At 66.1% G+C, this 16,811-nt stretch carries 17 protein-coding genes and 1 tRNA gene; 12 read left to right on the forward strand and 6 right to left on the reverse strand.

Annotated features, from left to right (window positions below):
- Positions 1 to 23: 23 nt before the first annotated feature.
- Genes gatC through ASE78_RS05850 form a run of 5 tightly spaced genes read left to right on the forward strand, consistent with a single transcriptional unit; the run spans position 24 to position 4,124 of the window.
- A complete protein-coding gene (gene gatC / locus ASE78_RS05835; protein ID WP_056494439.1) occupies positions 24 to 311 on the forward strand; it encodes an Asp-tRNA(Asn)/Glu-tRNA(Gln) amidotransferase subunit GatC in 288 nt (95 codons plus the stop codon).
- A 49-nt stretch (positions 312 to 360) separates the two neighbouring features.
- The gene (gene gatA, locus ASE78_RS05840; protein ID WP_056494442.1) at positions 361 to 1,842 is read left to right on the forward strand and encodes an Asp-tRNA(Asn)/Glu-tRNA(Gln) amidotransferase subunit GatA; all 1,482 of its coding nucleotides are present in this window, start codon (positions 361 to 363) and stop codon (positions 1,840 to 1,842) included.
- Positions 1,836 to 2,033 carry a hypothetical protein gene (locus ASE78_RS18580; protein WP_156351300.1) on the forward strand — a complete coding sequence of 66 codons (198 nt, stop codon included), beginning with the start codon at positions 1,836 to 1,838 and terminating at the stop codon, positions 2,031 to 2,033. Before gatA ends, ASE78_RS18580 begins: the two co-directional genes overlap by 7 nt.
- Positions 2,026 to 3,510, forward strand: coding sequence for an Asp-tRNA(Asn)/Glu-tRNA(Gln) amidotransferase subunit GatB (gene gatB, locus ASE78_RS05845; RefSeq protein ID WP_056494445.1), 1,485 nt, complete (start codon positions 2,026 to 2,028; stop codon positions 3,508 to 3,510). Before ASE78_RS18580 ends, gatB begins: the two co-directional genes overlap by 8 nt.
- On the forward strand, positions 3,510 to 4,124 hold the full coding sequence (locus tag ASE78_RS05850; protein WP_082467030.1) for a peptidylprolyl isomerase: 615 nt from the start codon (positions 3,510 to 3,512) through the stop codon (positions 4,122 to 4,124). The genes gatB and ASE78_RS05850 overlap by 1 nt, the downstream gene beginning before the upstream one ends.
- Before the next feature lie 3 nt (positions 4,125 to 4,127).
- Here the strand turns inward: ASE78_RS05850 and ASE78_RS05855 are convergent, their stop codons facing one another.
- Both ASE78_RS05855 and ASE78_RS05860 read right to left on the reverse strand, forming a co-directional pair.
- The gene (locus ASE78_RS05855) at positions 4,128 to 4,346 is read right to left on the reverse strand and encodes a hypothetical protein (protein ID WP_056494448.1); all 219 of its coding nucleotides are present in this window, start codon (positions 4,344 to 4,346) and stop codon (positions 4,128 to 4,130) included.
- Between the two features lies 1 nt (position 4,347).
- The gene (locus ASE78_RS05860) at positions 4,348 to 4,575 is read right to left on the reverse strand and encodes a hypothetical protein (RefSeq protein WP_055755959.1); all 228 of its coding nucleotides are present in this window, start codon (positions 4,573 to 4,575) and stop codon (positions 4,348 to 4,350) included.
- A 137-nt stretch (positions 4,576 to 4,712) separates the two neighbouring features.
- Between ASE78_RS05860 and ASE78_RS05865 the strand changes: the two genes are divergently transcribed.
- The 4 genes from ASE78_RS05865 (at position 4,713) to ASE78_RS05880 (ending at position 8,424) form a co-directional block, all read left to right on the forward strand.
- Positions 4,713 to 4,797, forward strand: a tRNA-Leu gene (locus ASE78_RS05865).
- A 66-nt stretch (positions 4,798 to 4,863) separates the two neighbouring features.
- Entirely contained in the window at positions 4,864 to 6,495 is a 1,632-nt protein-coding gene (gene tig / locus ASE78_RS05870; RefSeq protein WP_056494450.1) for a trigger factor, read from the forward strand.
- Positions 6,496 to 6,622: 127 nt separating this feature from the next.
- Positions 6,623 to 7,558 (forward strand): glycosyltransferase family 2 protein, encoded by a 936-nt coding sequence (locus ASE78_RS05875; RefSeq protein ID WP_235514891.1) that lies wholly within the window; start codon positions 6,623 to 6,625, stop codon positions 7,556 to 7,558.
- Positions 7,559 to 7,797: 239 nt separating this feature from the next.
- A complete protein-coding gene (locus ASE78_RS05880; RefSeq protein ID WP_055755965.1) occupies positions 7,798 to 8,424 on the forward strand; it encodes an ATP-dependent Clp protease proteolytic subunit in 627 nt (208 codons plus the stop codon).
- A 32-nt stretch (positions 8,425 to 8,456) separates the two neighbouring features.
- Here the strand turns inward: ASE78_RS05880 and ASE78_RS05885 are convergent, their stop codons facing one another.
- Together ASE78_RS05885 and ASE78_RS05890 are read right to left on the reverse strand one after the other, a co-directional pair.
- Positions 8,457 to 9,506, reverse strand: a complete 1,050-nt coding sequence (locus ASE78_RS05885; protein ID WP_162236468.1) for an acyltransferase family protein — start codon at positions 9,504 to 9,506, stop codon at positions 8,457 to 8,459.
- Entirely contained in the window at positions 9,503 to 11,032 is a 1,530-nt protein-coding gene (locus ASE78_RS05890; RefSeq protein ID WP_056494457.1) for a hypothetical protein, read from the reverse strand. Before ASE78_RS05890 ends, ASE78_RS05885 begins: the two co-directional genes overlap by 4 nt.
- A gap of 498 nt (positions 11,033 to 11,530) precedes the next feature.
- On the opposite strand from ASE78_RS05890, the gene clpX reads away from it, so the two are divergent.
- The 3 genes from clpX to ASE78_RS05905 all read left to right on the forward strand — a co-directional run bounded on the left by clpX (position 11,531) and on the right by ASE78_RS05905 (position 14,868).
- Positions 11,531 to 12,796, forward strand: coding sequence for an ATP-dependent Clp protease ATP-binding subunit ClpX (gene clpX, locus ASE78_RS05895; RefSeq protein ID WP_055755972.1), 1,266 nt, complete (start codon positions 11,531 to 11,533; stop codon positions 12,794 to 12,796).
- Between the two features lie 139 nt (positions 12,797 to 12,935).
- Positions 12,936 to 13,631: an HAD family hydrolase gene (locus ASE78_RS05900; RefSeq protein WP_056494458.1), complete on the forward strand. Its 696-nt coding sequence runs from the start codon at positions 12,936 to 12,938 to the stop codon at positions 13,629 to 13,631.
- 70 nt (positions 13,632 to 13,701) lie between these two features.
- Positions 13,702 to 14,868, forward strand: coding sequence for a calcium:proton antiporter (locus tag ASE78_RS05905; protein ID WP_082448013.1), 1,167 nt, complete (start codon positions 13,702 to 13,704; stop codon positions 14,866 to 14,868).
- A 4-nt stretch (positions 14,869 to 14,872) separates the two neighbouring features.
- Here the strand turns inward: ASE78_RS05905 and ASE78_RS05910 are convergent, their stop codons facing one another.
- Complete coding sequence (locus ASE78_RS05910; RefSeq protein WP_056494461.1) at positions 14,873 to 15,100, reverse strand: hypothetical protein; 228 nt, start codon at positions 15,098 to 15,100, stop codon at positions 14,873 to 14,875.
- Positions 15,101 to 15,106: 6 nt separating this feature from the next.
- The gene (locus ASE78_RS05915; protein ID WP_056494464.1) at positions 15,107 to 16,777 is read right to left on the reverse strand and encodes a M1 family metallopeptidase; all 1,671 of its coding nucleotides are present in this window, start codon (positions 16,775 to 16,777) and stop codon (positions 15,107 to 15,109) included.
- Positions 16,778 to 16,811: the final 34 nt, after the last annotated feature.

Consider the following 16,811-nt stretch of genomic DNA (forward strand, 5'->3'; position numbering starts at 1 on the left):
GGCGGGATGCTAGCCGATCGTTCATGTCCGTCGAACCTCACACCGTAAAGCGCGTGGCCGGCCTTGCCCGGATCGCGATCACCGACGCCGAAGCCGATCGGCTTGCCCCCGAACTGGGCAATATCCTTGGCTGGATCGAGCAACTGGGCGAAGTCGATACCAGCGGCGTCGCGCCGATGACGGCGGTGATTCCCAACCATCTGCGCCTGCGTGCCGATGCCGTCACCGACGGCGACGTGCGCGACCGGGTGCTGGCGAATGCGCCGCAGGCCGAACATGGCTTCTTCACCGTGCCCAAGGTCATCGAATGATCCGTCGCCGTATCCCGACCGACCCGACCTGCCGCGCAAGGATTGCCGAATGACCGACCTTACCGACCTTGGCGTCGCCGCGATCCGTGACGGCGTGCGCGACGGCAGCTTTTCCGCGCGCGACGTCGCCGATGCGTTCGTAGGCGCCGTAGCCGCCGCCAAGCCGCTCAATGCTTTTCTCGTCGAAACGCCCGACCATGCGCGCGCTGCCGCCGATGCCGCCGATGCCGCGCGCGCGGCGGGCGAGACGCTGAAGCCGCTGGCCGGCGTGCCGATCGGCATGAAGGACCTGTTTTGCACCAAGGGTGTCGAGACGACGGCGGCGAGCGGTATCCTGAAGGGCTTCGTGCCGCAGTATGAATCGACCGTCTCGGGCAAGCTGTGGGCGGCGGGCGCGGGGATGCTCGGCAAGCTGAACCTCGACCAGTTCGCGATGGGATCGTCGAACGAAACCAGTGCGTTCGGCAACGTCGTCTCGCCGTGGCGGCGGCCGGGCGATACTGCGCCGATGGCCCCGGGCGGATCGTCGGGCGGATCGTCGTCGGCGATCGCGGCGCGGCTGTGCCCGGCGGCCACCGGCACCGATACCGGGGGGTCGATCCGTCAGCCGGCCGCGTTCACCGGCATCACCGGGATCAAGCCGACCTACGGCCGTTGCTCGCGCTACGGTGTCGTCGCCTTCGCCTCGTCGCTCGATCAGGCGGGGCCGATGGCGCGCGATACCCGCGATTGCGCGATCATGCTGGAGGCGATGGCCGGGTTCGACCCGAAGGACGCGACCTCGCTCGACCTGCCGGTTCCGGCATGGGAAGCGGGACTGAACGCCGATCTTCGCGGCAAGCGCGTGGGTATCCCGAAGGAATATCGCGTCGACGGCATGCCGGCGGAGATCGAGGCGTTGTGGCAGCAGGGGATCGACTGGCTGCGCGATGCGGGGGCGGAGATCGTCGAGGTGTCGCTGCCGCATACCCGTTATGCGCTGCCGGCCTATTATATCATCGCCCCCGCCGAAGCGTCGTCGAACCTCGCGCGCTATGACGGCGTGCGCTACGGCCAGCGGGTGCTGCCCGATGGCGCGGGATTGCAGGACATGTATGCCGCCACGCGCGCCGCCGGGTTCGGTGACGAGGTGAAGCGGCGCATCCTGATCGGTACCTATGTGCTGTCGGCGGGCTTCTACGACGCCTATTATACCCAGGCGCAGAAGGTACGGACGCTGATCGCGCGCGATTTCGAGAAGGCGTGGGAGAGTTGCGACGTGCTGCTGACTCCGACCGCACCGTCGGCGGCGTTCGCGCTCGGTGAGAAGTCGGCCGATCCGATCGCGATGTATCTCAACGACGTGTTCACCGTGCCGTCGTCGTTGGCCGGGCTGCCGGCGATGAGCGTGCCGGGCGGCGTCGACAAGGACGGGCTGCCGCTGGGGTTGCAGATTATCGGCAAGCCGCTCGACGAACAGGGCGTGCTGAACGCAGGTCTTGCGATCGAGCAGCGCGCCGGGTTCGTCGCGCGCGCGGACAAGTGGTGGTAGACCTGTTCGACCTGCTGGAATTTCTCGGCGACTTGTTGCCGTTTGATTTTGGCGGGTCGAACAAGCGGCAGGGTGATCGTCCTGCCAAGCGTCGTCGGATCGACCGGAAGACCGGGTCGGTAAAAACGAAGCGGCACGTACGTCACACGTTGCTACGTCGCCCGAAGCACGGATTGAACGAGAATGACTGAATCCACCTATCGCATCCGTGGCGCGACCGGCGACTGGGAGGTCGTGATCGGCCTCGAGGTCCATGCCCAGATCACGTCGAACGCCAAGCTGTTCTCGGGCGCGGCGACCGCGTTCGGTGCCGAGCCGAACACGCAGGTCAGTCTGGTCGATGCGGCGATGCCGGGCATGCTGCCGACGCCGAACCGCGAGTGCATCCGTCAGGCGGTGCGGACCGGCATGGCGATCGACGCGGTCATCAACAAATGGTCGCGGTTCGACCGCAAGAATTATTTCTATGCCGATCTGCCGCAGGGCTATCAGATCAGCCAGCTCTACCATCCGCTGGTGGGGGAAGGCTCGGTCACGATCGTCCTCGACGAGAAGGATCCGAACAGCCCGGGCAAGAGGATCGGCGTCGAGCGTATTCACGTCGAGCAGGATGCCGGCAAGCTGATGCACGATCAGCACCCGACGCGGTCCTATGTCGATCTCAACCGGTCGGGCGTGGCGTTGATGGAAATCGTCAGCCGCCCCGACATGCGCTCGCCCGCCGAGGCCGGGGCCTATTTGTCGAAGCTGCGGTCGGTGCTGCGCTATGTCGGGTCGTGCGACGGCAACATGGACCAGGGGTCGATGCGTGCCGACGTCAACGTCTCGGTCCGGCGGCCGGGCGAGGAACTGGGGACGCGGACCGAGACGAAGAACGTCAATTCGGTCCGCTTCGTGATGGCGGCGATCGAGCATGAGGCGAACCGGCAGGTCGCGGTGCTGGAGGATGGTGGTCGCATCGTTCAGGAAACGCGGCTGTTCGATCCCGACAAGGGCGTGACCCGGTCGATGCGGTCGAAGGAAGACGCGCACGACTATCGTTATTTCCCCGATCCCGATCTGCTGCCGCTCGAACTCGATGATGCGTTTCTGGACGAGTGTCGCGCGTCGCTGCCCGAACTGCCCGATGCCAAGCGGGCGCGGTACGAGAATGATCTCGGGCTGTCGCGCTACAATGCGGCAGTGCTGACCGCCGAGGTGGAAACGGCCCGCTGGTTCGAGGCGCTGCTGGGCGAGGGTGGTTCGGACGTGTCGGCAAAGTCGGCGGCCAACTGGTTGATTTCCGACCTGTTCGGTGCGCTCAACCGCCTTGGCAAAAGCGTTGCCGACAGCCCGGTGTCGCCCGCGCAGGGGGCCGAACTGCTGCGGCTCGTCGCCGATGGCACGCTGTCGGGCACGCTGTCGAAGCAGGTGTTCGAGATCATGCTCGAAACCGGGCAGGGGGCGAACGCCATCGTCGAGGAGCGCGGGCTCAAGCAGACCAGCGACACCGGCGCGATCGAGGCGGTGATCGCCGACGTCATGGCGAAGAACGCCGACAAGGTCGCCGATTATCGCGGCGGCAAGGACAAGCTGTTCGGCTTCTTCGTCGGACAGACGATGAAGGCGATGGGCGGCAAGGCCAACCCCGGCGTCGTCAACGACTTGCTCAAGAAGGCGCTCGGCTGATGCGTCTCGCGCGGCGGATGGTGCTGGCGGCACTGGTCGTCGTGGCGAGCGTGCCGGGTTCCGCGCAGACGCCGGAGCCGCTGCCGCGTGTCGCGATCGTCACGACGGCAGGCACGCTGACCGTCGAGGTGGAGACGAAGCGCGCGCCGATCAGCGCGGCGAATTTCCTGCGTTACGTCGACCAGAAGCGACTGGACGGCGTCAGCTTCTACCGGATCGTCAAGGTCGGGCCGGAGTTCGGTTTCGTCCAGTTCGGCCCGCATACCGATGCGAAAAAGTATCTGCCGCCGATCCAGCACGAATCGACCACGCAGACGGGCCTGTCGCACACCGACGGCACGCTCTCGATCGCGCGACTGGGCCTTGGCACGGCGCGTGGCGAGTTCACCATCTCGGTCGGCGATCAGCGTCGCGCGCTGGATGCCGCGCCGGGCGTCCCGGCGGACGGGCAGGGCTATGCCGCGTTCGCAAGGATCGTCGGCGGGCGTGAGGTGCTGTTGAAGATTCTCGACACACCGGTCGATCCCGCCAAATCCACCAGCGGCGCGTTCAAGGGGGAAATGCCCGCCGCGCCGGTCAAGGTCCTGACGGCACGGCGGGTCACGACTGGCTGACGCTTACTGCGCGTCGGCGCCCTGATTGCGAACGACACCGCCCGATCCGCCGGCGGTGTCGGGTGACACGGTGGATTCGGTGGGCGAGGTCTGGCCAACCGTCGTGTCGCCGCGTTCGACATCGCCATTGGCGGTGTCGACCGCTTTTTCGATGTCGCTGCGACGGTCGGTGTCGTCCTGCGGCGCGCTATCGGGGTGCGGGCTGCGGTCGCGGTCGCTCATTTCAATGCTCCATCACGGGTTGGCCGGGGACCGGCGTTACGCCGGGATCGCCACCGGGCATTGGGCTTGGCACGTCAATATCGGGACCGGGCACGTCGATCTCGGGCGGCGGTGCGACGGGTTGGCCCGGTTCGGTCTGCGGTACCGGATATTCGGGCGGCGGCGTGATCGGCGCGACGCCGGGATCGGGGGCGGGCGTCTCGGCGGGGATCGGGGGCTCGACGGGCATGGCATCAGTCTCCTTCGCATGGCTCAACGCGACGGCGAGGGCAGGGTTGCGGCTATCGTTACGATCTGCGAAGCGTGGCGACTTGCCCCGGCGTGCATGGCTGCTATAGACGCGCCCGTGCCGGCGGCGTCCGCTCGGCGGGCGTGGCGGAACTGGTAGACGCGCTGGATTTAGGTTCCAGTATCGAAAGATGTGGGGGTTCGACTCCCTTCGCCCGCACCAGTGACGCCGCCGCCCGGTCGAGGCTGGAGCCGCCCCGAATCGATTCCTTTGACGAAAGCTTCGAGAATGCAGACTGTCGAGACGTTGAACGAGGGCCTCAAGCGCGCCTACACGCTGACCATCACCGCCGCCGAAATCGACGCGAAGGTCGATGTCGAGGTGAAGCGCGTTGCGCCGACGGTGAAGATGCCCGGTTTCCGCCCCGGCAAGGTTCCCGCGAACCTGATCCGCAAGATGCACGGTGATGCGTTGTCGCAGGACGCGCTGAACAGCTCGATCCAGGACGGCATCCAGTCGCTGCTCGCCGAGCAGAAGCTGCGTCCGGCGACCGCGCCGCAGGTGTCGCTGGAAGGCGACTATGCCCGTGGTCAGGACGCAGCGGTCACGGTGTCGCTCGAAGTGCTGCCCGACGTGCCGGCCCCGGCGATCGACGGGCTGAAGCTCGAACGGCTGACCGTTCCCGCCGACGAGTCGGTCGTCGACGCACAGGTCGAGCAGCTTGCCGCCAGCAACAAGCGTCACGACGACGCGCCCGAGGGGCATGAAGCCGCCACCGGCGACCTGGTCGTGATGGATTTCGTCGGGAAGGTCGACGACGTCGCATTCGATGGCGGCACCGGTGAGGGCATGTCGGTCGAGATCGGCTCGGGTCGTCTGATTCCCGGCTTCGAGGATCAGTTGGTCGGCGTGAAGCAGGGCGACGAGAAGACGATCAACGTTACTTTCCCCGACGACTATCAGGCCGAGAATCTGAAGGGCAAGGCCGCGACCTTCGACCTGAAGATCACCGACGTGAAGGTCCCGGCCGAAGGCGGCCCGGACGACGAGTTCGCCAAGTCGCTGGGCCTCGAAAGCCTCGAGCAGCTTCGTGGGCTCATCAAGGGGCAGGTCGAGCAGGAACTGAACGGCCTGACCCGCACCCATATGAAGCGCAAGCTGCTCGATCAGCTCGCCGCCGGTCATGATTTCGACGTGCCGCCGTCGATGGTCGAAGCCGAATTCGAGCAGATTTGGGCGCAGCTCCAGCATGAAGCCGGCCACGAATCGGACCCGGAAGCGGCACGCGCCGAGCTGGAAGCCGAGCGTGACGACTATCGCCAGATCGCGGTCCGCCGCGTCCGCCTCGGCCTGCTCCTGTCGGAAATCGGCCAGGCCAACGGCATCGAAGTGACGCAGCAGGAAATGCAGCGCCTCATCATGCAGGCCGCGCAGCAGTACGGCCCGGAAGACCGCCAGCGCTTCATGCAGTATGTCCAGCAGGAGCCGATGGCGGCGGCGCAGCTTCGCGCACCGCTGTACGAGGACAAGGTCGTCGACTTCCTGTTCGGCAAGGCCGAGATCACCGACCGCGAAGTGACGCGCGAGGAACTCGAAGCCGAGATCGAGAGCGAGGAAGGTGCGGTGCCGCACGTTCATGGCCCTGACTGCAACCACGATCATGACCATGGTCACGACCACGCGCATGACCATGCGACGCCGGTGAGCGACAAGGACATGGAACCGGCGGCTGCCAATGCCCCGGCCGAGGCCGAGGCTCCCAAGAAGAAGGCAGCGACGCGCAAGGCTCCGGCGAAGAAGGCCGCCGAAGGCGATGCGCCGGCAGAGGGCGAGGTAGCGGACGCTGCCGAGGCCGCGCCGAAGAAGCCGCGCGCCAAGAAGAAGGTCGAGGCCGCTTCGGACGAGACTGCCGAGGGCTGATCCGTTCGATCGGTTGCGACGACGAAGGGGCGGTATCGATCTTGCGGTCGGTGCCGCCCCTTCGTTGTGGGGCGGCGCGGAACGCTTTCCGCTTTTCCGCCATGCCGAATCCGAATAGCGGATGCGCGTGACCGAGCATTCCTCCCGCATCGCCGTCCTGCTGCCCTGTTACAACGAGGAAGCGGCGATCGCCGCCACGGTGGCGGGGTTTCGTGCCGCGTTGCCCGATGCGACGGTCTATGTGTACGACAACAACTCGACCGACCGCACCATCGAGGTCGCGCGGGGGGCCGGCGCGGTGGTCCGCAGCGAACGTATCCAGGGCAAGGGCGCGGTGGTGCGGCGGATGTTCGCCGACATTGATGCCGACGTCTATGTCATGGCCGATGGCGATGCGACCTATGACGCCGAGGCCGCGCCCGCGCTGGTCGCGCGATTGTTCGACGAGCAGTTGGACATGGTGGTCGGACAGCGGGTGAGCGAGGCGCTGCTCGCCTATCGGCGCGGGCACCGGTTCGGCAATGCGATGCTGACGGGTATGCTGGCGCGGCTGTTCGGACGGAGTTTTACCGATATTCTGTCGGGCTACCGCGTCTTTTCGCGCCGGTTCGTGAAGAGCTTTCCCTCGCTGTCCGCCGGGTTCGAGATCGAAACCGAGATCAGCGTCCACGCGCTTGAACTGCGCATGCCGGTCGCGGAAGTCACGACGCGCTATTTCGCGCGGCCGGAAGGGTCGGCGTCGAAGCTGTCGACCTATGGCGACGGTTTCCGTATCGCGCGGACGATCGCGACGCTGTACCGGATCGAGCGGCCACTGTGGTTCTTCGGTGCGATCGGGCTGGTGCTGGCGCTGACCGCGCTGATCCTCGCGATCCCGCTGGTGATTACCTATGCGAACACCGGGCTGGTGCCGCGGTTCCCGACCGCGATTCTTGCGACCGGGCTCGTGATCCTCGCCTCGCTATGCCTGTTCAGCGGGCTGATTCTCGACACGGTGGTGCGCGGTCGCCGCGAGGTACGCCGCCTTGCCTATCTCGCCTATCCGGCGCCCGGCAGGGTATAGGGGCGGGACCGCCGGAGAGGCGGCGACGGTCTGGACGAGATAGCGTTAGCGTATCGTCGGCTGGACGGGCGACGATCCAGCGCTCGACGGATTGTTACGGGAATCGATCGCGGAACAGCGCTCGACGAACATATGGGGCGGCCAGTCGATGCGACGGCGGCGGACGCCACGCTTCGCCCCTTGCGCCGCCTTCGCGCAGCGCCGATGTAGGGCACCGAAACCTACTGAGCGGGAACCCAATGCAGGATATTCACGACGGCCTCGTCCCCATGGTCATCGAACAGTCGAGCCGTGGCGAGCGCAGCTTCGACATTTATTCGCGCCTGCTGCGCGAGCGCATCATCTTCGTCACCGGCGGCGTCGAGGACCATATGGCCTCGCTCATCACCGCGCAGTTGCTGTTCCTCGAATCGGAAAATCCGAAGAAGGACATCTGGATGTACATCAACTCGCCGGGCGGCGTCGTCACGGCGGGCATGGCGATCCACGATACCATGCAGTACATCCGTCCCCGCGTCGGCACCGTCTGCATCGGCCAGGCCGCGTCGATGGGCAGCTTCCTGCTGGCATCGGGCGAGCCGGGCATGCGTGTCGCGCTCACCAACGCGCGCATCATGGTTCACCAGCCGTCGGGCGGCGCGCAGGGCATGGCATCGGACATCGAGATCCAGGCGAAGGAAATCCTGCGCATCCGTCGCCGGATGAACGACCTCTACGCGAAGTACACCGGCAAGCCGCTGGAGGAGATCGAACGGGCGATGGACCGCGACACCTTCCTCGAAGCCGATGAGGCAAAGGTATTCGGGCTGGTCGATCAGGTGTTCGACAAGCGCCCGGGCGTATCGGAAGACGCGACGTCGGCCTAAGATCGAGCAGGGCCGGCATAGTGCCGGCCCTGCTATCGGTAGCGTGCCTTCAGGCGGGCGCGGACTGGAATGTCCCACCAGCGATAGACTGCCCAGGCGGCGGCGATACAGCCGCCTACCACGAACAGCCCGCCAATCGGCGTCCACGCCGATCCTTTGAGGCCGACCCGCGCCCACGCGCCGCCGAACAGCAACAGCAGCGGCGCATGCATGGCATAAAGCGGATAGGATAGTTCCGCGCCGAAGCGCGTCATCCTCGGCATGTTCATCCTGCTCCCGGCCGCCGCCAGCACCAGCAGCGGAAAGACCCCAGCGGTCAGTACGAAATCATACCAGCGCGGATCGAGCCAAGGCTGCGGCAGGATCGTGATCGACAATGCCAGCGCTGCGATGATCCACGGTCGCCGGCCGCCACGGGTCAACCAGCCGGCACGATGCGCGTGGAGCGACAGGACACCGGCCGCAAACCCTGCCGATGTTCGCAAGCCGCCCAGTGCCCAGCTTTCGCGGGCCGGCCCCATCGGTCCGAACCCGCCGAGCTGCCAACCCAGGATCGCCAGCACCGCGAACGCTACCCCGGCGAAGATTATGAGGTTCCGTATCGTCCACCATCGTATCGTCCGTGCGAAGATCAGGTTGACCACCAGTTCCCAGAAGATCGACCAGATCGGCGGATTGACCGGCCACGGGTCCCCGGCCACCCATGTCGCGGGCCATGGCACGATGGCGGCGGCCATGGCGGCAACCTCGCCCGTTCCGATCGGCAGGCCATTGGCCCTGAGACGGACGACATAGGCGACGATGCCGATGCCGGCACCGGCGACGATCATCGGGTACAGGCGGATCGCCCGATCCCGCACGAACGCCGGCAGCGTGCCGGACCCGACCAGTCGATCGCCATAGGCATGGGCGATCACGAACCCGCTCAGGACGAAGAAGAAGTCGACGGCGACATAGCCGTGCGCGAACCACCATCCCGACCCGAACCACGGCTGGGCATGGTAGAGCAGGACCGCGAACGCAGCGACACCCCGGAGCGCGTCCAATGCCGCATATTGATGGCGGGGGCGGGGCGGGATCACCTCTGCCGAACCACGGATGCGTCACCGCGATGATCGACCCGGTAGAGTTGGGTACGGCCATTGTTCCAGACCAATGTCACCGGATGATCCCGCCGTATCCGGTCGCGGTCGCTGTTCAGGATCCAGAGATAGTCGATGTCGCGCCACGGCACCCGCGCCAGCGAATCGTCGAATACCGGCCATTGTCCGCGCCGGCACCCCTGGCGCGGCACGGCCTGCCCTTGCAGGGTCCACCAGTTCGACCCGGTCCGGTCGCGAACCGAGAGCAACTGGCCCGGAGCCGCGAACAGATCGTTCACCAGCGCGTCCCGGCGGATCGTGGCGACGCTCGGCAGATGCCAGAGCCGTGGCAACTGCCAACGCTGCTCGCAATGTTCGCGCACGAGCGCCATGACCCGGGCGCCGCGCGGCAGGCGATCGAGCGCGGCGATCTGTGTCTGCGCGGTATGTTCGGCCGCCAGTTGCGACGTGGTGACGGAAATCAGCCGCGCAGCGAACAGCGCCAGCGCGACCCAGCCGACCCAGCGCGGAAGCGCGCGCACTTCGCGTACGGCGAGGATCGCCAGCATGACCGCGACGGGGATCAGCCGGGTCGCGGCGAACATCGACCCGAGCAATTCGTTCGGCATTGCAAGCGACAGGATCGCCAATATCACCGCCGGCACGACGATGACCGGCACATAGGCAAAGCGGCGTGATCGCCAGACTGGCAGGGTCGCGGCTGCAAGGACCGCGATGGTCGCGGTCCCATCCAACGCGATCCACCGGTCCCGCAGCATACCGGCCAGCCAGATCAGATCGTTCCTCCAGTCAAACCACAGTCCGATGGCATTGTGGCTGTCGCCGCGCCACGCGATCAGGATCGCCAGCGGCCAGAGCAGCGGCAGGACGGTGCCTCCGCCTTGCCTCACCCATGCCGCAGGACGTGCGCGTTCCTGCCATAGCGTGGCGATCGTCGCGCCACCGATCAGCACACCGAGCACGCCCCATCCGATCGCATGGGTAACGATGAGCAGCGGCGCGGCGACGGCGGCAACAAGTATGCGCCGCCCCTGGCCGGACCGTAGCCACAGCGCGAATACCAGCAACGCCAGCGCCACCGACAGGCAAGAATTCAGAAAGCCGAACTGAAACGGATAGGAATGCGCAAGCGGCAGCGCGAACAGGCTGATCGTCGTGATACGGCCATGAACCGCGCGTACGACCGCGAAGATGCCGAGAACGGTAAGCGCCGGGATCAGCGCGGTTACGATCGTCACCGCTGGCAACAACCCGAACAGCTTGCCAAGCGGAACGACGAGCAGGTCCACGCCCAGATTGGGAATGAGCCGCCACGTGAAATCGAAATGCCCGGCCAGTTCGGGCGACTGTCCGATCGTCTGCTGAATGTGAAACCGGGCGACATGCGCCGGGACGTCGGTCAACCACGGTATCGTTGTCCAGCAGAGCGGAACCGCCGCTGCGACCGCCAGCAACACCGTCGCGCGTTGCGTCTGCCACCAGGCGATCGGCGTGGCGTCCTGCATATTTCCCCCCGGTTTCGCTATTTGCCTATCGCGGCAACGGGAAGCCGGTCAAGCGACGGGTGGCGAGGACTTCGCGGCATCGCGACAGCGTTCAGACGCGGGTTTCCGGCGATATTCTATCGGAATGCAATAGCTCGGCACGGCAATTCCGAATGCGGCAACACCGGCCGGTCCCATATTGTCAGCCGCAGGTCGTCGCTCGCGATCGAAGCCGTGAAGGGTGAATCAACGAGGATGGTCCGGATGAGTCCTTCATCCGTCAGCATGGTGTTCGCACAGAAGCGAGGGCGCCACCCAAGCTCCTTCTGTCGTACTTCGGGGCCATCGAAATCCGTACCGGGCCGGGAATGGCGGGACAAGCGGGGTGGTGTTGCCGTCACATTCCGCTGTTGGCGACTTGTTTCGGGCGCGGGGTGTCGACATATTGCGCACAAAGGCTCGATCGCGTGTATGTGGATCGGGACGGGATTCAGCCCATGGGGCGTCTGGGAATATGGTATGACGAAACTGAGCGGTGGCGACTCCAAAAGCACCCTCTACTGCTCGTTCTGCGGCAAGTCGCAGCACGAGGTGCGCAAGCTGATCGCGGGACCGACCGTGTTCATCTGCGACGAATGCGTCGAACTGTGCAACGACATCATCCGTGAGGAGACGAAGTCGGCACTCGTCGCCAAGAAGGACGGCGGCGTGCCGGCGCCGCAGGAAATCTGCAACGTGCTCGACGACTATGTCATCGGGCAGAAGCAGGCGAAGCGCGTGCTGTCGGTCGCGGTCCACAACCACTACAAGCGGTTGAACCACGGTCAGAAGGGTGCCGACGTCGAACTGGCGAAGTCGAACATCCTGCTGGTCGGCCCGACCGGCTGCGGCAAGACGCTGCTGGCGCAGACGCTGGCGCGCATTCTCGACGTGCCGTTCACCATGGCCGATGCGACGACGCTGACCGAGGCGGGCTATGTCGGCGAGGATGTCGAGAACATCATCCTCAAGCTACTCCAGGCATCGGACTATAACGTCGAGCGGGCGCAGCGCGGGATCGTCTATATCGACGAGATCGACAAGATCAGCCGCAAGGCGGAGAATCCGTCGATCACCCGCGACGTGTCGGGCGAAGGCGTGCAGCAGGCGCTGCTCAAGCTGATGGAGGGCACCACCGCGTCGGTGCCGCCGCAGGGCGGGCGCAAGCATCCGCAGCAGGAATTCCTGCAGGTCGACACGACCAACATCCTGTTCATCTGCGGCGGGGCGTTCTCGGGCCTCGAGAAGATCATCGCCGACCGGTTGCAGGGCAAGTCGATCGGCTTCGGTGCCTATGTCGCGGCGCCCGAAGAGCGTCGCACCGGCGAAGTGTTGCGCCAGACCGAGCCAGAGGATCTGCTCAAGTTCGGACTGATCCCCGAATTCGTCGGTCGTCTGCCGGTGATCGCGACGCTCGAGGATCTCGACGTCACTGCGCTCATCAAGATCCTGACCGAGCCGAAGAACGCGCTCGTCAAACAGTATCAGAAGCTGTTCGACATGGAGGGCGTGAAGCTCGGCTTCAACGAAGAGGCGCTGGTCGCCGTTTCGAAGAAGGCGATCGAACGTAAGACCGGCGCACGCGGGCTTCGCTCGATCCTCGAGGGTATCCTGCTCGATACGATGTTCGACCTGCCGTCGATGGACGGCGTGGACGAGGTCGTGGTCGACAAGGACGTGATCGACGGCCGCAAGGAACCGGTCCGCGTCTATGCCGAGAAGAAGAAGGCCGGCGACGCGGCGTAATCACGACCTTTCCCGAATGAATGGCGGGTGTCGGGCGACCGGCACCCGTTTTTCGTCGCGGTATACCCCCGTCCTTTCGGTGAAGGCCGAACAAGCGGACGGCTTTTCCGATCGACGCCCTCGCGCTATTCCACCGATCATGCCGATCGATCTTATCTGCCTCGATGCCGACGACACGCTGTGGCACAATATGCGGCATTTCGAGGAGGCGCATGATGCCTTTACCGCGATGCTCGAACCGTTCGCGGCGGCGCAGGTGGCGCGCGAAACGCTGGATGCCTGCGAAGCGCGGAACCTGAAACTCTATGGCTATGGTGCCAAGGGATTCACCCTGTCGATGATCGAAACCGCGATTCAACTGGGCGGGCCGGATTTACCTGGATCGGTCGTCGCCGATCTGCTCGCCGCCGGCCGGCGCCTGCTCGCGCATCCGGTCGAACTGTTGCACGATATTGAGCTGACGCTCGACCGGCTGGCACAGCGTGGCCGGCTGGTGCTGGTGACGAAGGGCGATCTGCTCCATCAGGAAGCGAAACTGGCAGCGTCGGGACTGGGCGACCGGTTCGCCGGGATCGAGATCGTCAGCGACAAGACCGAGGCGACGTTCACCCGGTTGTTCGCGCGCTACGGCGTCGCTCCCGACCGCGCGGTCATGGCCGGCGATTCGATGCGCTCCGATGTGTTGCCGGCACTCGCGGCGGGGGCATGGGCGGCATTCGTGCCGCAACCACTGGCATGGGGCCATGAGACGGCGGTCGCGCCGGACGATCATCCCCGTTTTCGACGACTCGCCGATCTGGCCGAACTACCCGACTGGATCGACGCGATCGTATAAAATCCGGCCGGGACGGATACATCGCGCACTACTGTGCATTGCTTTACCGTAACGATTCAAAGGGGGCATGATGGCAGGGGCGACCGATCGGGAAGCAGCGTTGGCGGCGGAACGGGAAGAAGTGGTGGTGACTCCCGCCACCAAACGGGCGCTGCGCGACCGTGCGGCGTTGCCGTTGTGGTCGCTGATTATTCCGGCGCTGGGGCCAGTCGCCATCCTCCTCAATCTGGCTAAGACCAGCGGAATCGGCGTGCTCGTCGCCGCGATCATCATGTTCGGTTGCGTGATCGCCGCCGTCCATCATGCCGAGGTCGTCGCGCACAAGGTCGGCGAGCCGTTCGGCACGCTGGTGCTGGCGGTCGCGGTGACGGTGATCGAGGTGTCGCTGATCGTCTCGCTGATGCTCTCCGGTTCGGGCGACGTCGCCACACTGGCGCGCGACACGGTGTTCGCGGCGATCATGATTATCCTGAACTTCATCGTCGGCATCTGTCTGCTGGTCGGCGGCATCCGCCATCACGAACAACGGTTCGTGTTGCGGGGGGTGAGCGCCGCGCTATCGGTGCTGGCGGCGATGGCGGTCCTGTCGCTGGTGCTGCCGAACTATACCTCGACCGTGCCGGGACCGACGCTCTCGTCGTCGCAGCTTACGTTCGTGGCGATCGTATCTTTGATCCTCTATGCGACCTTCGTGATGGTCCAGACAGTGCGGCACCGCGATTATTTCCTGCCGGCGGCCGATGGCGCGCTGCCCAAGGATGCCCATGCCGAACCGCCGAGCGTGAAGACGGCGTGGATCGCGTTCGGCGTGTTGCTGGTCGCGCTGGTCGGCGTGGTGTTGCTCGCCAAGGACCTGTCGCCGACGATCGAGGCGGCGGTGCTGGGCGCCGGGTTGCCGCTGACGGTGGTCGGCATCCTGATCGCCGGGCTGGTGCTGGCACCCGAAAGCCTGGCAGCGGTCAAGGCTGCGCGCAAGGACCGGCTCCAGACGAGCCTCAATCTTGCCATGGGCTCGGCGCTGGCCACGATCGGGTTGACGATCCCGAGCGTCGCGGTCGTCTCGCTGGTGATGGGCTGGCCGCTGTCGCTGGGGATCGACGCGAAGTCGATGGTGCTGTTCGCGCTGTCGATGCTGGTGTCGACGTTGACGCTGGGCAATGGGCGGACGACGGTGCTAGCGGGGATCGTCCATCTGACGATCTTTGCCGCCTATCTCTTCACCACCGTCATCCCCTGATCGGCTATCGGCGCTGCCGGGCGGCCAACGCCAGCCCGGCAGCGATCTGGACCATCGCATACAGCCGCCGTCGCCCCGGCCGGTTCACGAACGGGCGGACGAGCAGTTCGGCCCCGCCGGCGTCGCTGCGCCACAGGTCGACGTGGCGCTCCGGCTGGAGCAGGCCCAGCAGACCGTCGCCAATCATGAAGGTGGCGGCCATTTCGGCCGCGCGTTTGGACAGATCACGCATCCGTCCTCAACGCGCGGTGGCAGGTGATGGTGCCTGCATCCGTTCGAGCGCCGCCGATCGGCGCAGCACCCGCGCCATGGGGTCGAGGACGACATGCGCCCCCGCCGGCACCGGCAGGACCGCCACGCCCCCGGTCATCGGCACCTGCTGCACCACGCCATCGACGGCAATCTCGACCGGCAGCGGAAAAGGACGGTTGCCCGGCACCGCCCAGCGGAGCGTCAGCGTGTTGCCGCCGCGCCGCTCGACCAAGTCGGGCAGCGCCGCCTCGCGCAGATAGACGTCGAAGAACCACCCGAGATCGCGGCCGCTTTCCTGCGCGACGGCGGCGGTGAAGTCCTGCGTCGTGCCGAACCGGGGGTGGAAGTTGCCGGGCCGGGGGTCGGGGCGGCCATAGACCAGCCGCCGGGTCGCCGCGAGGAACGCCCGGTCGCCGATCAGGTGGCGCAGGGTGTGGAGCATCCACGCGCCCTTGAAATACACATCCGCCCCCGGACCCGCCGCCGTCTCGCCGGTCGATTGCGGCTTGCCGGCAATCAGCGGTGCCCTGGCCACGATCCGCTGCTGCTGCGTGAGCAGCATCGCGGTGTAGCGGGCATCGCCTTCGCGCCACCGGGCATAGAGTGGCTGCATATATTGGGCGAAGGCTTCGTGCAGCCAGAAGTCGTCCCAGTCGGCCGCCGTCATCTGGTTGCCGAACCATTCGTGGCTGAATTCATGCTGGAGCAGCCAGTCGAACCCCTCGGGCGCGGGCTTGTAGCCGTTGCCATAGGCGTTGATCGTCTGATGCTCCATGCCGAGATACGGCGTCTCCACCACGCCCATCTTCTCCGCCCCGAAAGGGTAGGGACCGATCGCGGTTTCGAGGAAGTCGAGCATCGGCGGGAATTCAGCGAACAGCCGCGCGGCCTTGGCGTCGTTTCCCTCCAGATACCAGAAGGACAGCGGGATGACGTTGCCGTAGCGGCTGCGATAGCGGCCGGTCAGTTCGCGATACGGCCCGACCGAGATGGCGAGCGCATAGGGGTTCACCGGCCCCGATTTCCAATGCCAGGTCGATCGCCCGTCGCGCAGGCGATCGATACCGGTCAACACGCCGTTGGCCGGCGCGGACAGTCCCGCCGGAAGGGTCAGGTGCAGCGTGACCCCGCCCGGCTCGCCTTGCGGAAAGTCGAGGCAGGGCCACCACAGGTCGCATCCCATGCCCTGTGCGGTGCTGGCGAACCATGGCTTGCCGTTCGATTCGGCCCAGACGAAGCCGTCGTCCCATGGCGCGCGCCGGGCGACGCGCGGCGGCCCGGCATAGGTCACGCGCACCACCGCCGTTCCGCCGGCGGCGATCGGGCGATCGATCCGTATCTGCCCATCCACCTGCCGCCATGCCTCGCGCGGGAGCGGGACGCTGCCCAGCGCAACGTCGGAGACGGTCAGCACCCCGTCGAGATCGAGCGTGATCCGTGGCACCGCCGCCATGGCGACGATCGTCAGCGTCGCCCGCCCGGACAGCCGTCGCCTGGCCGGCAGCGCCTCGATCGCAATGTCGGCCTGTTCCAGCCGGAGCGCCGCGCGTTCGGGAGCGATCGCACCGCCCGACCGCGCCGTCATCGGTGGAACAGGGGCGGGGAGGGACGCCGGCGCCTGTGCCGCCAGCAGCAATGCGGCGAGCGATAGCGTCATGATACGTCTCGGTGATTGATGGCGTCGCCCAAGC

The sequence above is a fragment of the Sphingomonas sp. Leaf25 genome (assembly GCF_001421635.1).
GTDB lineage: Bacteria > Pseudomonadota > Alphaproteobacteria > Sphingomonadales > Sphingomonadaceae > Sphingomonas.

Excerpts from the sequence above, each read along its gene's own strand:
- tig (WP_056494450.1), top strand. The coding sequence starts at position 4,864 with ATGCAGACTGTCGAGACGTTGAACGAGGGCCTCAAGCGCGCCTACACG.
- ASE78_RS05890 (WP_056494457.1), bottom strand. The coding sequence starts at position 11,032 with ATGCAGGACGCCACGCCGATCGCCTGGTGGCAGACGCAACGCGCGACG.
- ASE78_RS05915 (WP_056494464.1), bottom strand. The coding sequence starts at position 16,777 with ATGACGCTATCGCTCGCCGCATTGCTGCTGGCGGCACAGGCGCCGGCG.
- ASE78_RS05855 (WP_056494448.1), bottom strand. The coding sequence starts at position 4,346 with ATGAGCGACCGCGACCGCAGCCCGCACCCCGATAGCGCGCCGCAGGAC.
- ASE78_RS05880 (WP_055755965.1), top strand. The coding sequence starts at position 7,798 with ATGCAGGATATTCACGACGGCCTCGTCCCCATGGTCATCGAACAGTCG.
- ASE78_RS05910 (WP_056494461.1), bottom strand. The coding sequence starts at position 15,100 with ATGCGTGATCTGTCCAAACGCGCGGCCGAAATGGCCGCCACCTTCATG.
- ASE78_RS05905 (WP_082448013.1), top strand. The coding sequence starts at position 13,702 with ATGGCAGGGGCGACCGATCGGGAAGCAGCGTTGGCGGCGGAACGGGAA.
- ASE78_RS05860 (WP_055755959.1), bottom strand. The coding sequence starts at position 4,575 with ATGCCCGTCGAGCCCCCGATCCCCGCCGAGACGCCCGCCCCCGATCCC.
- gatC (WP_056494439.1), top strand. The coding sequence starts at position 24 with ATGTCCGTCGAACCTCACACCGTAAAGCGCGTGGCCGGCCTTGCCCGG.
- gatB (WP_056494445.1), top strand. The coding sequence starts at position 2,026 with ATGACTGAATCCACCTATCGCATCCGTGGCGCGACCGGCGACTGGGAG.
- clpX (WP_055755972.1), top strand. The coding sequence starts at position 11,531 with ATGACGAAACTGAGCGGTGGCGACTCCAAAAGCACCCTCTACTGCTCG.
- gatA (WP_056494442.1), top strand. The coding sequence starts at position 361 with ATGACCGACCTTACCGACCTTGGCGTCGCCGCGATCCGTGACGGCGTG.
- ASE78_RS05900 (WP_056494458.1), top strand. The coding sequence starts at position 12,936 with ATGCCGATCGATCTTATCTGCCTCGATGCCGACGACACGCTGTGGCAC.
- ASE78_RS05850 (WP_082467030.1), top strand. The coding sequence starts at position 3,510 with ATGCGTCTCGCGCGGCGGATGGTGCTGGCGGCACTGGTCGTCGTGGCG.